The organism is Streptomyces sp. NPDC051567, from assembly GCF_044454165.1.
GTDB lineage: Bacteria > Actinomycetota > Actinomycetes > Streptomycetales > Streptomycetaceae > Streptomyces.
In genome coordinates this window covers 152,952-168,154 of the sequence record NZ_JBITDK010000014.1, presented here as the reverse complement: position 1 = coordinate 168,154, position 15,203 = coordinate 152,952, and the positions used below count along the sequence as shown (strand labels likewise).

General features: G+C 71.1%; 11 protein-coding genes, 5 tRNA genes and 2 pseudogenes. 14 read left to right on the top strand and 4 right to left on the bottom strand.

Going from position 1 to position 15,203, the window contains the following annotated elements; genetic code table 11:
• Window positions 1–102, bottom strand: a pseudogene (locus ACIA5F_RS18040) (roadblock/LC7 domain-containing protein); the annotation flags it as partial.
• On the bottom strand, window positions 103–4,029 hold the full coding sequence (locus tag ACIA5F_RS18035) for a nitrate- and nitrite sensing domain-containing protein (protein WP_399353964.1): 3,927 nt from the start codon (window positions 4,027–4,029) through the stop codon (window positions 103–105). It lies immediately after the preceding pseudogene.
• A 581-nt stretch (window positions 4,030–4,610) separates the two neighbouring features.
• Here ACIA5F_RS18035 and ACIA5F_RS18030 point away from each other — a divergent pair.
• The 8 genes from ACIA5F_RS18030 to ACIA5F_RS17995 all read left to right on the top strand — a co-directional run bounded on the left by ACIA5F_RS18030 (window position 4,611) and on the right by ACIA5F_RS17995 (window position 7,965).
• Window positions 4,611–4,793: a hypothetical protein gene (locus ACIA5F_RS18030; RefSeq protein WP_399353962.1), complete on the top strand. Its 183-nt coding sequence runs from the start codon at window positions 4,611–4,613 to the stop codon at window positions 4,791–4,793.
• A gap of 105 nt (window positions 4,794–4,898) precedes the next feature.
• Window positions 4,899–5,693, top strand: a complete 795-nt coding sequence (locus ACIA5F_RS18025; RefSeq protein ID WP_399353960.1) for a fumarylacetoacetate hydrolase family protein — start codon at window positions 4,899–4,901, stop codon at window positions 5,691–5,693.
• Window positions 5,686–7,161: a glutamate--tRNA ligase gene (gltX, locus tag ACIA5F_RS18020; RefSeq protein ID WP_399353959.1), complete on the top strand. Its 1,476-nt coding sequence runs from the start codon at window positions 5,686–5,688 to the stop codon at window positions 7,159–7,161. Before ACIA5F_RS18025 ends, gltX begins: the two co-directional genes overlap by 8 nt.
• Before the next feature lie 311 nt (window positions 7,162–7,472).
• A tRNA-Gln gene (locus ACIA5F_RS18015) sits at window positions 7,473–7,544 on the top strand.
• Window positions 7,545–7,566: 22 nt separating this feature from the next.
• Window positions 7,567–7,639: transfer RNA gene (locus ACIA5F_RS18010), tRNA-Glu, on the top strand.
• Window positions 7,640–7,700: 61 nt separating this feature from the next.
• Window positions 7,701–7,773, top strand: a tRNA-Glu gene (locus tag ACIA5F_RS18005).
• Window positions 7,774–7,797: 24 nt separating this feature from the next.
• Window positions 7,798–7,869 (top strand) — tRNA-Gln (locus tag ACIA5F_RS18000).
• A gap of 23 nt (window positions 7,870–7,892) precedes the next feature.
• Window positions 7,893–7,965: transfer RNA gene (locus tag ACIA5F_RS17995), tRNA-Glu, on the top strand.
• A gap of 199 nt (window positions 7,966–8,164) precedes the next feature.
• On the opposite strand, the gene ndgR is transcribed toward ACIA5F_RS17995, so the two are convergent.
• Window positions 8,165–8,881 (bottom strand): IclR family transcriptional regulator NdgR, encoded by a 717-nt coding sequence (gene ndgR, locus ACIA5F_RS17990; RefSeq protein WP_073911130.1) that lies wholly within the window; start codon window positions 8,879–8,881, stop codon window positions 8,165–8,167.
• A 186-nt stretch (window positions 8,882–9,067) separates the two neighbouring features.
• Here ndgR and leuC point away from each other — a divergent pair, with 186 nt between their 5' ends.
• The 4 genes from leuC (at window position 9,068) to ACIA5F_RS17970 (ending at window position 12,276) form a co-directional block, all read left to right on the top strand.
• Complete coding sequence (gene leuC / locus ACIA5F_RS17985; protein WP_399353957.1) at window positions 9,068–10,492, top strand: 3-isopropylmalate dehydratase large subunit; 1,425 nt, start codon at window positions 9,068–9,070, stop codon at window positions 10,490–10,492.
• Between the two features lie 5 nt (window positions 10,493–10,497).
• Complete coding sequence (gene leuD / locus ACIA5F_RS17980; protein ID WP_399353955.1) at window positions 10,498–11,091, top strand: 3-isopropylmalate dehydratase small subunit; 594 nt, start codon at window positions 10,498–10,500, stop codon at window positions 11,089–11,091.
• Window positions 11,092–11,228: 137 nt separating this feature from the next.
• Window positions 11,229–11,456, top strand: a complete 228-nt coding sequence (locus tag ACIA5F_RS17975) for a hypothetical protein (RefSeq protein ID WP_399353953.1) — start codon at window positions 11,229–11,231, stop codon at window positions 11,454–11,456.
• A 145-nt stretch (window positions 11,457–11,601) separates the two neighbouring features.
• Entirely contained in the window at window positions 11,602–12,276 is a 675-nt protein-coding gene (locus tag ACIA5F_RS17970) for an HU family DNA-binding protein (protein ID WP_399353951.1), read from the top strand.
• Between the two features lie 301 nt (window positions 12,277–12,577).
• Here the strand turns inward: ACIA5F_RS17970 and cofC are convergent.
• Window positions 12,578–13,240: pseudogene (gene cofC / locus ACIA5F_RS17965) on the bottom strand (2-phospho-L-lactate guanylyltransferase); the annotation flags it as partial.
• Between the two features lie 176 nt (window positions 13,241–13,416).
• Here cofC and ACIA5F_RS17960 point away from each other — a divergent pair.
• Both ACIA5F_RS17960 and ACIA5F_RS17955 read left to right on the top strand, forming a co-directional pair.
• Window positions 13,417–14,169 (top strand): lysophospholipid acyltransferase family protein, encoded by a 753-nt coding sequence (locus ACIA5F_RS17960; protein WP_399353949.1) that lies wholly within the window; start codon window positions 13,417–13,419, stop codon window positions 14,167–14,169.
• Entirely contained in the window at window positions 14,166–15,200 is a 1,035-nt protein-coding gene (locus tag ACIA5F_RS17955; RefSeq protein ID WP_399353947.1) for an NAD(P)H-dependent glycerol-3-phosphate dehydrogenase, read from the top strand. Before ACIA5F_RS17960 ends, ACIA5F_RS17955 begins: the two co-directional genes overlap by 4 nt.
• Window positions 15,201–15,203: the final 3 nt, after the last annotated feature.

Genomic DNA, 15,203 nt, shown 5'->3' with positions numbered 1-15,203 from the left:
GTCGGCGGAGACCACCACGGTGTGGGACACCCCGGGGGTGTTGTCCACGAAGTTGGTGATCAACCAGTTCAGGTTCTGTGCCGCCTGGCTCATCGAACTCAACTAACGCTCCTGCTGGTAAGTGGGGTCGATGTGGTGACTGCCGGTCGCCGGACCGCTGTTGCCGGCCTGACGGCCCTGCTGGATACCGCGTCGGAGGTTGGTCAGACGGCCCCGGACGTCGTCCGGAGCGCGCGAGACCTGCGGACCGGCCTGCGCCTCGGCCTGCTGCTGGGCGGTGCCGGCCACGAGGTTCGCCCGCGGGACCCGGCGGGGCAGTCCCGAGGTGGTGATGCCACCGGCGGCGGGCTGGCGCACCCGTTCGGCCTGCCGCATCAGCTCGTCGTTGGGCGAGGAGCGCCAGCTGACGGTCGGCGGGGCGCCGGTCGCCGCCGCGGCGGGCTCGGCCGCCGCCTGCTCCTGGCCGCGCTGCGCGAGCCGCTGCTGCTGCGGAGCCGGGTCGGCCTGCGGCTGCTGGGGTCCGGCCGGTCCCTGCGCGGAGGACTGCTCGCCCTCCTGGCGGAACCAGTTCGACTCCAGCGTGTCGAAGATCGGGCTGCGGCCCTGGCCGGGCGCGCCGACCGGGGGCAGCGCCTCCGGCCGGTGCTCCTGCGGCGGCCGGGAAGGCTCGGGGCGCACCGGGAGACCCTGGTGGCCGCCGCCGGACTGCCCCGGCCGGGGCTGCCCTGCCTGCGGCTGCGGGGCCTGGGGCTGGTAGCCCCCGGCGCCCGGGCCGCCGGAACGGCCGGCCGGGAACTCCGGCCGCTCGAACTGGCCGGTGGCGAAGGGATCGGCGGAGAACCCCCGGGAGCCGGGCAGCTCCTCGGGAGCCTGCGGCACGGGACGGGCGAACGGGTCGGCGACGACCGGGTCCACCGGTCCGCGCGGCTCCGCACGATCGAACGGCTGCTCGAACGATCGCTCGAACTGCCCGGTCGTGGCCGGGTCCAGGGAACCCCGTACGTCGGGCCGCTCGAACTGGCCGGTCGTCGACCCGTTCGCCGGGCCGCGTACGTCCTGGCGCTCGAACGGGTCGGCCGGGTACGCGCCGCCGTCCCCCTGGGGGAGCGGGGCACCGAAGTCCGGACGGGCGAACTCCGCCGTCGAACCGGGACCCGAGAGCTCGTCGTGGCCGCGCGGCACCTCCTGGCCGCCGTGGGCCGCCTGACCGGCGCCCCAGCTGGCGGTCTGCGGACCCGGGAGCTCCGGCCGGGGCGCGCCACCGCGCGGCGGCAGCTGCGGCCGGGAGCCGCGCTGCGCCGGATCGGCGGGGGCCGGGGCGGCGGGAGCACCCTGCTGCGGTCGCTCGAAGCCGTTGTCCTGCGGGAAACCGGCGGGGCCGGAGGGCGCGCCGTAACCACCGGGGGCGGTGGCCGGGCGGGCCTGCGGGCCACCGGTCAGCCCACGGCCCGGCAGCGGGCTACCGCCGCCGAAGGCGTCCTGCTGCGGACGGCCACCGGGAGCGCCGAAGCCGCCCGGCTGCTGCCCCCGGCCCGCCTGCGGACGCTGCGGACCGGCGCCGCCGTCCCGCCCCGGCAGGGCCGCGCGCTGGCCCGGACCGGAGACCTGGCCGCGCTGCGGGGCCGCGCCCACGGGCGGACGTCCGCCCGCACCGGGCACGGAACCCTGTCCGGAGGGACCGCCCTGGAGGCCGGCCGGGCCGCCCTGGCCGGGCATCGGCGCCGGCTTCTTGCCGCCCTGGGCGACGTCCACCGGCAGCATGACGAGCGCGGTGGTGCCGCCCGAGTCGGAGGGGCGCAGCTGGATGCGGATGCCGTGTCGCAGGGACAGGCGGCCGACCACGAACAGGCCCATGCGGCGGGAGACGGAGACGTCCACGATCGGCGGCGCGGCGAGCCGCTCGTTGATCGCGGCGAGGTCCTCGGGGGAGAGGCCGATACCGGTGTCGTGGATCTCGACCAGGACGCGGCCGTCGGGCAGCGCGTGGCCGGTGACCTTGACCTTGGTCTGCGGGGAGGAGAACGAGGTGGCGTTCTCCAGCAGCTCGGCGAGGAGGTGCACGAGGTCGTTGACGACACGGCCGGCCACATCGGTGCCGGGCACCGAGGCCAGCTCGATGCGCTCGTACTGCTCCACCTCGGACGCGGCGGCGCGCAGCACGTCGACCAGCGGGACCGGACGGGTCCACCGGCGGCCCGGCTCCTCGCCCGCGAGGACGAGGAGGTTCTCGCCGTTACGGCGCATGCGGGTCGCGAGGTGGTCGAGCTTGAAGAGCGAGGACAGCTGGTCCGGGTCGGCCTCGCGCGACTCCAGCTCGGAGATGAGCGAGAGCTGGCGCTGGATGAGGCCCTGCGAACGGCGCGAGAGGTTGGTGAACATCGCGTTGACGTTGCCTCGCAGGAGGGCCTGCTCGGCGGCGAGGCGGACGGCCTCGCGGTGCACGTCGTCGAAGGCCGCGGCCACCTGGCCGATCTCGTCACGGGTGTGCAGGCCGACCGACTCCACGGACGTGTCCACGTCCTGCGGGTCGGACTCGGAGAGCTGTTTGACGAGCTCGGGCAGCCGGTCCTGCGCTACGCGCGTCGCGGTGTCCTGGAGGCGGCGCAGCGAGCGGATCATCGACCGGGCCATGACGAAGGCGCCGACGAGGGAGACACCGAGGACGAGGAGGATCAGGGCACCGTTGATGACGGCGTCCTGCTGCGACTCGTTCTTGAGCTCGCGGGCCTTCTGCTCCATCTCCTCCAGGAGGGTGAGCTCGATGACCTTCATCGCCTGGAGCTTGGTGTCGTCGGCGTCGTACCAGTCCATCCAGGACCGGTTCTTCTCCTTGGTGAACTGACCCTCGCTGCTCAGGACGCGGCGGGCGTAGTGGTCGGCGCTGCCGATCTCCGTGTTGCCGTCGCCGAGCGACGCGAGGAGTTCATCGGGCCGGCCCTGGTAGACGAGTTCGAAGGTCTTCTTCGACTGGCTCTCCCCGCGCAGCGCGGAGAGGGCGTACAGACGGTCGTTCTCCAGCAGCTTGCCCTGCTTGTCACCGCTCTCGGGGAGCGAGGCGGCGATGACGGCACGCTGGATGGAGGCGTACTCCTTGGCGGAGGAGAAGGCCGCCAGGGCGCGCGTGCGCTTGATCATCTCCGGGCTGGAGGTGGCCTGCGCCATGTCCTGGGAGAGCGAGAGCAGCGAGACGATCAGCGAGTTGTACTCGGTGACGGTCTGCTGGGCGCCGTTCGAGTACGCGTCCTTGCGGATGTCCTCGATGGCGGTGAGCTGGCGGCCGATCTGCAGAATGTTGTTGCGGATGGACTTGAGGGTCTCGTCCTTGTTCTGCGTGCTGTCGAGCTTGTCGGTCGCGTCGGCGAACGCCTTGGCGGCGATGTCGGACTGCTCACGGACGCCCGAGACCAGGCTGTTGGGCTTGGCCGCCTTGTCGGGCGCCGGCGCACCCGCGGGCTTGTCCCGCTCCTGCTGGGCCAGGATCGACAGCGGACCCGCGGACTTGTCCCGCTCCTCCTGGAGCATGGCGGCCAGGTGGGTGGCCTGCCGGGTCATCGTGGTCAGCAGCTGCATGTGCTCCAGCTGCGTGATGTCGTTGAGGGAGTCGTTGATACGGAAGCCACCGAGCGTGGTGGCGGCGACGACCGGCAGGGTCAGCAGCGACACCAGTCGCGTGCTGATGCGCCAGTTCTGCATGGCCAGCCGGGAACCGGTCGCACCGGAGCCCTTCGGTATCGCCGTGTCCTGCTCGACGGCACCGATCTGCGGTCCGGCCGCCGGCCCGTTCTTCGCTCCGGCCTTGGACCCGGCCTTCGCCTTGGCCTTGCCGGGCTTCCCGCGGCCCTTCGCCTTCACCGTGGCGGAGGGGTCCGGGCGGCCCGCGCCGTCGGCGCCGGGCCCGCGGTCCTGGGCGTGCTGGGGCGAGGCGCCGCGTTCGGTCCCGCCGCGCGGCTCCTGCTCCGCCGCGGCGTCCCCTCGGCCCTGAGGGGCCTGGGGAGACCCCTTGCCATCCCTCTTGAATCGTCCCTGCACTAGCGTCGCAACCTCTGGACCAGGCGTCCCGCCGGGCGACCGGTGGGACGGTGTCGAGTCGTGGGGCGCGTTCGGCCCCATGGTGGTCGTCGGTGACCGGCGCGTCTCCCTCTCCTTGCCACCGCGCTCGGCGCTGGGTCGCGCCACCTGCGCGCCGGCTGATTCCCGCGGCGGTCCCGCGAATTCCAGCACAGAGGCGGATCTCCAACAAGGTGCGCGGGCCGTCCCGGAGAGTCGGTGACTTCTTGTGACAGGTGAGCTACGCGACGTAGGACCTTTTTCGTAAGGAATCGGACTTACGCTGACCAAACGCTATGGCTGGCAAGGTGTCCCAGTCGCGATGATCAGGAGCGGAATGGTGCATTCAGTGGTGCAATGTCCGTTTCTGTGAGTGGAATTGACTGTCGGTTATGCCCGTAATGCCGGGTCATTGGTGAGCAAACTCACAGAGGTGTGGCCATTACTTCCCGGTTCGGCCGGGGATTCAGATGTTTAGCCTTTCCCTTTACAGGGTTGACGCGACCGACAACCGAAGACCGCGCGACCGACCACCCGCGACCGAGCCGAGGCCCGAGACTCCGATGAAGACGACGATGATGGTCCGCAACATAGCCAACCCCCGCCGCACCACCCTCGCGCACCTCAAGGACGCCGAGGAGCTGCAGCAGGCGGCCCCGGCCCCGGAGCAGTCCGTCGAGCTGCCGGCCCAGACCGCGAACCCGCGCCGCACGGTCCTGATGGACGCGCCCGTCGCCGCGCTGTAGCGGCGCGTGCCCCGTACAAACGGGGCGAAGCGCGTCCGCCCGCCGCGTTAGCCTGGGGTCCGCAGACTCCAGCCAGCGGAAATGACAGAGGGGCAGACGCAGCACGTGCGTATCGCCAGGTTCTCGATCGACGGCAATGTCGCGTTCGGAGCGGTCGAGGGCACTGCCCCCGACGCGCTCGTCCTCGACATCATCAAGGGCATCCCGTTCGCGGACTTCGAGCTGTCCGGCACGAAGGTCCCGCTCAGCAAGGTCCGGCTGCTGCCGCCGGTGCTCCCCAGCAAGGTCGTGGCCATCGGCCGCAACTACGCGGAGCACGCGGCGGAGCTCGGGCACTCCATCGTCGACGACCAGGGCCGCCCCGACGCCCCCGTCGTCTTCTTCAAGCCCTCCACCTCGGTGAGCGGTCCCGGCGACCCCATCCCGTACCCCTCCTTCTCGCAGGAGGTCCACTACGAGGCGGAGCTGGCCGTGGTGATCGGCCGGATGTGCCGCGAGGTCCCCCGGGAGCGCGTCAAGGACGTCATCCTCGGCTACACCTGCGCCAACGACGTCACCGCCCGCGACATCCAGCTGAGCGAGAAGCAGTGGGCCCGCGCCAAGGGCTTCGACGGCTCCTGCCCCCTCGGCCCCTGGATCGAGACCGAGCTCGACCCGGCCGACCTGGCCGTCGGCTGCACGGTCAACGGCGAACAGCGCCAGCTCGGCCGCACCAGCGACATGGTCCGTTCCGTCGAGGAGCTGATCGTCCACGTCACCGAGGCCATGACGCTCCTCCCCGGCGACGTCATCCTCACGGGGACCCCGGCCGGAGTCGGCCCCCTCAACGTCGGCGACGAGGTCGCCGTCACCATCGAAGGCATCGGCACTCTCACCAACAAGGTGATCAAGCGTGGCTAACGCGACCCCCCGCGTACGTTTCTGTCCCTCCCCGACCGGCAACCCCCACGTGGGCCTGGTCCGCACCGCCCTCTTCAACTGGGCGTTCGCCCGCCACCACGGCGGCACGTTCGTCTTCCGCATCGAGGACACCGACGCGGCCCGCGACTCCGAGGAGTCGTACGAGCAGCTCCTCGACTCGCTGCGCTGGCTCGGCTTCACCTGGGACGAGGGCCCCGGGATCGGCGGCCCGCACGCCCCGTACCGCCAGTCCCAGCGCATGGACATCTACGCGGACGTCGCGAAGAAGCTCCAGGACGGCGGCTACGCCTACCGCTGCTACTGCACCACCGAGGAGCTGGACGCGCGCCGCGACGCCGCCCGCGCCGCCGGCCGCCCCTCCGGCTACGACGGCCACTGCCGCGACCTCACCGAGGAGCGGCGCGGCGCCTACGAGGCCGAGGGCCGCACCTCGATCGTCCGGTTCCGGATGCCCGACGAGACGATCACCTTCACGGACCTGGTCCGCGGCGAGCTCTCCTTCACCCCCGAGAACGTGCCCGACTTCGGCATCGTCCGGGCCAACGGCGCCCCGCTGTACACGCTGGTCAACCCGGTCGACGACGCGCTGATGGAGATCACGCACGTCCTGCGCGGCGAGGACCTGCTCTCCTCCACCCCCCGCCAGATCGCCCTGTACAAGGCGCTGACGGAGCTGGGCATCGCCAAGGCGACACCCGCCTTCGGCCACCTGCCGTACGTGATGGGCGAGGGCAACAAGAAGCTCTCCAAGCGCGACCCGGAGTCCTCGCTCAACCTGTACCGCGAGCGTGGCTTCCTCCCCGAGGGCCTGCTGAACTACCTCTCGCTCCTCGGCTGGTCCTTCTCCAAGGACCAGGACGTCTTCTCGATCGAGGAGATGGTGGCGAAGTTCGACATCGACGGCGTGAACGCCAACCCGGCGCGCTTCGACCTCAAGAAGGCCGAGTCGATCAACGGCGACCACATCCGGATGCTGGAGCCGAAGGCGTTCGCGGACGCCTGCGCCCCCTGGCTGCGGGCCCCGCACGCCAACTGGGCGCCCGAGGACTTCGACGCCCGGGCGTGGGCCGCCATCGCGCCGCACGCCCAGACCCGGGTGACCGTCCTGTCGGACATCACCGCCAACGTCGACTTCCTCTTCCTGAAGGAGCCGGTCTCCGACCAGGCGTCCTGGGACAAGGCGATGAAGGGCGACCCGGCGGCGCTGCTCACCACGGCGCGGGAGAACCTCGCCGGCGCCGACTGGAGCGACCCGGACTCCCTCAAGCAGGCCGTCCTGACCGCGGGCGAGGCGCACGGGCTCAAGCTCGGCAAGGCCCAGGCCCCGGTCCGCGTGGCCGTGACCGGCCGCACGGTCGGCCTGCCGCTCTTCGAGTCGCTGGAGATCCTGGGCAAGGACCGCTCCCTGTCCCGCATCGACGCGGCCCTGGCCAAGCTCGCCGCGTAGCCACCCCCGCGTACGCCCGTACGCCCCGTACGTCCCCCAGGGACGGCAGCCCGCACCCGCTGCCGCCCCTGGGGCGTTCCGGGGGCTCGGGAGGCCGGTACGGGGCGGCTCCGGGGCGCGCGGAGGCCCTGCCGGGCGCCGACGCGCCGCCGGGTCCGGCCGCCGCCGTACGGGAGCCGGTTGCCGGGGATACCCGTTTTGGAGCACGGTCAGCCATCCGGTAATGTTCTTTCTGCGCCGCCGGAGCGGGCCGAAAGGCCGGACGGAGGCGCCACCCGAAGGAAAACCCCTGAGAAGGGGTTGACTTTTGGTGGGGTATAGTGTAATTGGCAACACGAGGGTTTCTGGTTCCCTTATTCTAGGTTCGAGTCCTGGTACCCCAGCGCAGTGCAGTAGCAGTGCTTAGCCCCCGTTGTGTAGCGGCCTAGCACGCCGCCCTCTCAAGGCGGTAGCGCCGGTTCGAATCCGGTCGGGGGTACAGATCCTTCCCGCGAGATCTCTTGGGTCGCACCCGGATGTTTTGACGCAGGATCGCTAGGGCCCCCGTTGTGTAGCGGCCTAGCACGCCGCCCTCTCAAGGCGGTAGCGCCGGTTCGAATCCGGTCGGGGGTACGGTTGGTCTGGTCTAGACCACTTTGGGCTATAGTGTAATTGGCAACACGAGGGTTTCTGGTTCCCTTATTCTAGGTTCGAGTCCTGGTAGCCCAGCGCAGTGACAGCAACACCAGCTAGCCCCCGTTGTGTAGCGGCCTAGCACGCCGCCCTCTCAAGGCGGTAGCGCCGGTTCGAATCCGGTCGGGGGTACGTACAGGAGAGGCCCTCCGCGATCATCGCGGAGGGCCTCTTCCGCGTTCCCGGACCTCGCCTTTCCGGACCCCGTCGCCCCCGCTGCCGTCCGCCGCCGCGGACCGGCACAAGTGCGGGCCCGGAGGCGCGTGTTCGGACGTCCGCGGCGTCGTACGCGCCCCCGGGCCCGGGGGAGTGGCGGGTGGGCGGGGGCGGGTCAGCCGGAGCGGCGCAGGGCCTCCGAGAGGCGGGCCGCCGCGTCGATGACGGCCTGGGCGTGCATCCGGCCCGGGTGGCGGGTCAGGCGCTCGATCGGCCCGGAGACCGACACGGAGGCCACCACACGGTTCGACGGCCCCCGCACCGGCGCCGAGACCGAGGCCACGCCCGGCTCCCGCTCACCGATCGACTGGGCCCAGCCGCGGCGCCGTACGCCCGAGAGCGCCGTCGCCGTGAACCGCGCGCCCTGCAGGCCCCGGTGGAGCCGCTCGGGCTCCTCCCAGGCCATCAGGATCTGCGCGGCCGAGCCCGCCTTCATCGGCAGCGTGGAGCCGACGGGAACGGTGTCCCGCAGGCCCGACAGCCGCTCCGCCGCCGCCACGCAGATGCGCATGTCCCCCTGGCGGCGGTAGAGCTGCGCGCTCTCTCCCGTCACGTCCCGCAGGTGGGTGAGGACCGGTCCCGCCGTGGCCAGCAGACGGTCCTCGCCGGCCGCGGCGGCGAGCTCCGCCAGCCGCGGGCCGAGAATGAACCGGCCCTGCATGTCCCGCGCCACCATCCGGTGGTGTTCCAGTGCCACGGCCAGGCGATGTGCCGTGGGTCGTGCGAGCCCTGTCGCCGCGACCAGCCCGGCGAGGGTGGCCGGACCGGACTCCAGTGCGCTCAGTACCAGAGCTGCCTTGTCGAGAACGCCGACGCCGCTAGAGTTGTCCATGAAACGATATTCGCGTCTCACACTGTGAAACGCAAGTTCAATTTTCCGGAGAAACAGCGAGGCTGTAGCCGCGGGTCCACGAACCACATGGGTCCGAGCCGTCGTCCGGCACGTGGGGTACGGGCGATCAGGCGCACCGGGATCTCTATCAAGCGCCGGCACGACCGGCCGGCCGGAGGGAAAGCGATGGGTAGGACACTCGCGGAGAAGGTCTGGGACGACCATGTCGTCCGGCGCGCCGAGGGCGAGCCCGACCTCCTCTACATCGATCTGCACCTGCTGCACGAGGTGACCAGCCCGCAGGCGTTCGAGGGCCTGCGCCAGGCCGGCCGCCCGGTCCGGCGCCTCGACCTCACCATCGCGACCGAGGACCACAACACCCCCACCCTCGACATCGACAAGCCGATCGCGGACCCGGTCTCCCGGGCCCAGCTGGAGACGCTGCGCAAGAACTGCGCCGAGTTCGGCGTCCGGCTGCACTCGCTGGGCGACATCGAGCAGGGCGTCGTCCACGTCGTGGGACCGCAGCTCGGCCTGACCCAGCCCGGCACCACCGTGGTCTGCGGCGACTCGCACACCTCCACGCACGGCGCCTTCGGCGCGCTGGCCTTCGGCATCGGCACCAGCCAGGTCGAGCACGTGCTCGCCACCCAGACGCTGCCGCTGGCCCGGCCCAGGACGATGGCGATCACCGTCACCGGGGCGCTGGCCGAAGGGGTCACCGCCAAGGACCTGATCCTCGCGATCATCGCCAGGATCGGCACCGGCGGCGGCCAGGGCTACATCCTGGAGTACCGGGGCGAGGCCGTCGAGCAGCTGTCGATGGAAGCCCGCATGACCATCTGCAACATGTCGATCGAGGCCGGCGCCCGCGCGGGCATGATCGCCCCCGACCGGACCACCTTCGAGTACCTCCGGGGCCGCGACCACGCGCCCGAGGGGGCCGACTGGGACGCGGCGGTCGCCTACTGGGAGACCCTGCGCACCGACGACGACGCGGTCTTCGACGCCGAGGTCGTCATCGACGCCACCACGCTGTCCCCGTTCGTCACCTGGGGCACCAACCCGGGCCAGGGCGCGCCGCTCTCCGCCGAGGTCCCCGACCCGGCTTCGTACGAGGACGCTTCGGAGCGCCTGGCCGCCGAGAAGGCCCTGGAGTACATGGGGTTGACCGCCGGGCAGCCGCTGCGCGACATCAAGGTCGACACCGTCTTCGTAGGTTCCTGCACCAACGGCCGCATCGAGGACCTGCGCGCCGTCGCCGGGATCATCGAGGGCCGCAAAGTCGCCGACGGGGTACGGATGCTGGTCGTCCCGGGCTCGGTCCGGGTCGCGCTCCAGGCCGTGGAGGAGGGGCTGGACAAGGTCTTCAAGGAGGCCGGCGCCGAATGGCGGCACGCGGGCTGTTCCATGTGCCTGGGCATGAACCCCGACCAACTGGCGCCCGGTGAGCGCTCCGCGTCCACCTCCAACCGCAACTTCGAGGGCCGCCAGGGCAAGGGCGGGCGCACCCACCTGGTCTCCCCCCAGGTGGCCGCCGCCACCGCCGTGCTGGGCCGTCTGGCCTCGCCCGCCGACCTGTCCGACGCCACCGCGACCGCCGGAGTCTGAGCACCATGGAAGCCTTCACCACCCACACCGGACGGGCCGTCCCGCTGCGCCGCGGCAACGTCGACACCGACCAGATCATCCCCGCCCACTGGCTGAAGAAGATCACCCGCGACGGGTTCGAGGACGGGCTCTTCGAGGCGTGGCGCAAGGACCCGGAGTTCGTCACGAACCGGCCCGAGCGCGCCGGGGCGACCGTCCTGGTCGCCGGTCCCGACTTCGGCACCGGCTCCTCGCGCGAGCACGCCGTCTGGGCGCTGCAGAACTTCGGCTTCAAGACGGTCATCTCCTCCCGCTTCGCCGACATCTTCCGCGGGAACTCGCTGAAGAACGGTCTGCTGACGGTCGTGCTCCCGCAGGAGACCGTCGAGCGGCTGTGGCAGCTGACCGAGGCCGACCCGACCGCGGAGGTCACCGTCGACCTGGTCGACCGCCAGGTGCGCGCGGAGGGTGTCGTGGCCGCGTTCGAACTCGACGACAACGCCCGCTGGCGGCTGCTGGAGGGGCTGGACGACATCTCGCTCACCCTTCAGAACGAAACGGACATCTCGGTGTACGAAAGTGTCCGGCCGAGCTTCAAGCCGCGCACGATTCGGAGCTGATTCCGGCCTGATCAGCGCTTATTCGCCCGTGGATGATCACATCCACCCGACGATGCCCTCCGCCTTCCGGCGGGGGGCATCGTCGTTTGTTGAGGCCCCGTGAGGCGACAACTCGCCCCAGATGGCACAATCTGTGCATGGAACGCGACAGTCAACTAGAGCTCTACGAACTCGTCGCGGACCGGTTGAAAGAAGCACACGCAAGGGTGCGCTCACTGCAAGTCCCGGAGGGCGTAAGGATGGCGCTGTCCCGGAAGCTGTTGGTCGCCACGGCCGCCGCGAAGCACGATCTCGCTGATGCGGCAAGGCGCCTGGACAGGTTGATGAAGGACCTCGACGAGGGTCGATTCCCTGAAGGCGACTGATGCGAAGGAACTCCGTAACGGTCCGCACCGTTGCGGCACTAGGGTGATTAGCCCGTTTCGTGTTTGATTTGCGGTATATATCCGCCTAACGTGCGAAATAAGCTTGAACACATTCGTTCTGGCGAAGTCTCCGAAGGGGAAGACGTTGAACAAGGCGCAGCTCGTAGAAGCGATTGCCGACAAGCTGGGCGGCCGTCAGCAGGCCGCGGACGCCGTCGACGCGGTACTGGACGCGATCGTCCGCGCTACCGTCGCGGGCGACCGGGTCTCGGTCACGGGCTTCGGCTCGTTCGAGAAGGTCGACCGCCCGGCCCGTTACGCCCGCAACCCGCAGACGGGTGAACGCGTACGGGTCAAGAAGACCTCGGTCCCCCGCTTCCGCGCGGGCCAGGGCTTCAAGGACCTGGTCAGCGGCACCAAGAAGCTGCCCAAGGGCGGCGAGGTCTCGGTGAAGAAGGCGCCCAAGGGCAGCCTCACCGGAGGCGCTTCCGCCACGGTCAAGAAGGCCGCGGCCAAGAAGGCCGCCCCCGCCAAGAAGGCCGCGGCGAAGACCGCGGTCGCCAAGAAGGCCACGGCGAAGAAGGCCACCGCGACCGCCAAGAAGGCGGCGGTGAAGACCACGGCCACCACGAAGAAGGCGACGGCCACGGCGAAGAAGGCCGCCCCGGCCAAGAAGGCCACGACGACGGCGAAGAAGACCACCGCCACCGCGAAGAAGACCGCCCCGGCGGCCAAGAAGGCCACCGCGACGAAGGCGCCCGCCAAGAAGACGGCGACGCGCAAGGTCACCGCGAAGAAGACCACGGCCCGCAAGAAGTAGGGCAGGAGTCACACACGCCGGGCCGGTTTCCCCTCCGGGGAGGCCGGCCCGCGGTGCTGTTCTCGCAGGTCGGAACGGTCTGCCGAGCGTCTGCTCAGAACGTCTGCAAGGTGACCAGGGTGATGCTCAGCCCCGCGCCCTCGCCCGCGGTCTCGATCCGGACCCGCTGCCCGGGGCGCAGCAGCCTCAGGCCGCCCGCGTCGAAGGCCGGGGCCCCGAAGGGCACCGGGGTGCCGTCGTCCAGCAGCACGCTGCCGCTGCGGGTCTGGGAATCGTACGTGTACGCGGTCGCCTGCATACGGGCACTGTATCGGGCCGTGTGACATCCCACACCAAGGTCGAGGGCCGTCCGCAGATCGGCCGCCGTGTCCACGTCCCGGCGCACGCTGTCGACGTCCGCCAGGGCGATTTCCCTCGCGCCCGAAGCCGAATGCCGAGCCCGCGACAGGCCGCCGAACGAGGGGGTCAATTCCACGTCCGGAGCAGCGGAAAGCAAGGTCGTCCCGATTCCGGCCGCATCCGCCAGAAATGCCCGGGGAAATACCGAAGCCGTTTCGAGCACGCGTAGCAATTCGCGCGGCCGGAGCGCCGGCAGGTCCGCGTTCATCGCGGCCACCGCCGCCCCCGGCCGGCCCGCGCGCACCGCGCGCGCCCCGTGGACCAGCGCCGCGTTCAGCCCCGCGCCCGGCGCGTCCGGCACGATCCGCGCCCCCAGCCGGGCCAGCTCCGGCCCCGCCACCGCGTCGTCCGTGACCACCACCACATCCGCGACCGCCGCGCAGGCCAGCGCCCCCGCCACGGTGTCCTGCGCGAAGGCCAGCGCCAGCCCCGGCCGGTCCCCGCCCACCGCCCCCGCGAGCCGGCTCTTGGCCGCCGCCAGGGGCTTCAACGGCACCACCAGACTCCAGACGGCGTTCGTGACCGACCCCTTCCCGCGGCGCGCTCCGGCACATTCCCGGACCATGGTCAGGTCATGGCCGGGTCATGCGTCGGCCCATTGTCGCCTCCCCCGGGCAGCCCGGGGCCCCGGCGGCACGGGCGGGGCGTACGGTGTTCTCGACAGAGACCGGACCTGGGGCGACACTTGTCCGGCCGAAGAGGTGCCCGAGCCGCGCACCGGTCCTAGAGGAAGGTGTCCGAGTGTCCCGCCGCAGAATCGGCTTCTGGTACCGCCTGGCGGCGGTCATCGCGAAACCGCCGCTGGTAGTGCTCTTCAAGCGGGACTGGCGGGGAATGGAGAACATTCCGGCCGAGGGCGGATTCATCACCGCCGTCAATCACAACTCGTATCTGGACCCGCTCTCCTACGCGCACTTCCAGTACAACACCGGCCGGGTGCCCCGATTGCTCGCGAAGGCCGCCCTCTTCCAGGTCCCCATTGTCGGCTCGATCCTGCGCGGATCGGGACAGATCCCGGTCTACCGGGAGAGCACCAACGCACTCGACGCATTCCGGGCGGCGGTGACCGCGATCGAACGCGGTGAATGCGTGGCCTTTTACCCGGAAGGCACCCTCACCCGCGACCCCGACATGTGGCCCATGGCCGGCAAGACCGGGGCCGCGCGTGTGGCACTCATCACCAGGGCCCCCGTCATTCCGGTGGCCCAATGGGGCGCGAATCTCGCGATGCCCCCCTACGCGGGCAGGAACAAGCTCCGGCTCTTCCCCCGCAAGACCCTCCAGGTACGCGCCGGCCCGCCCGTCGACCTGACCGCGTTCTACGACCGGGAACCCACCCCGGAGGTCCTGCGGCAGGCCACCGAGACCATCATGGCGGCCGTCACCGGGCTGCTGGAGGAGGTGCGGGGCGAGAGCGCGCCCGCGCAGCCGTACGACCATCGCAGGGCCAGAGCACAGCAGCGGCGTCAGGCCGCGGGAGAGGGCGACAAGTGACACGTCCCGTGAAGGCGGCCGTCTACGGAACCGGCTCCTGGGGCACGGCCTTCGGGATGGTGCTCGCCGACGCCGGCTGCGAGGTGACCCTGTGGGGCCGCCGCAAGGAGCTGGCCGACGCGGTCAACACCGGCCGGACCAACCCCGACTACTTCCCCGGCGTCGAACTCCCCGCCGGCCTGCGGGCCACCACCGACGCCGCCGAGGCCGCCCACGACGCCGACCTCGTGGTCCTCGCCATCCCCTCCCAGACCCTGCGCGGCAACCTGGCCGCCTGGGCCCCGTTCCTCCCGGCCGACGCCGTCCTCGTCTCCCTGATGAAGGGCATCGAACTCGGCACCGCCAAGCGGATGAGCGAGGTCATCGAGGAGGTCATGGTGGCCGAGGGCGCGGCGACCCCCGACGGGATCAGGGGACGGGTCGCCGTCGTCACCGGCCCCAACCTGGCCCGGGAGATCGTCGCCCGCCAGCCCGCCGCCTCGGTCGTCGCCTGCGAGGACGAGGCCGTGGCCAGGCGCCTCCAGGCCGCCTGCCACACCCCGTACTTCCGCCCGTACACCAGCACCGACGTCATCGGCTGCGAGCTCGGCGGCGCCGTCAAGAACGTCATCGGCCTCGCCGTCGGCATCGCGGACGGCATGGGCCTGGGCGACAACACCAAGGGCTCCCTCATCACCCGCGGACTCGCCGAGGCGACCCGGCTGGGCGTGGCGATGGGCGCCGACCCGCTCACCTTCTCCGGCCTCGCGGGCCTCGGCGACCTGGTCGCCACCTGCTCCTCGCCGCTCTCCCGCAACCACACCTTCGGCACCAACCTCGGCCGCGGGATGACCCTGGAGGAGACCATCGCGGTCACCCGGCAGACCGCCGAGGGCGTCAAGTCCTGCCAGTCCGTGGCCGATCTGGCCCGCCGCCACGGGGTGGACATGCCGATCACCGACACCGTCGTCGACATCGTCCACCACGGCAAGCCCACACTGGTCGCGCTGAAGGAACTGATGGGCCGCAGCGCCAAACCGGAACGTCACTGACTC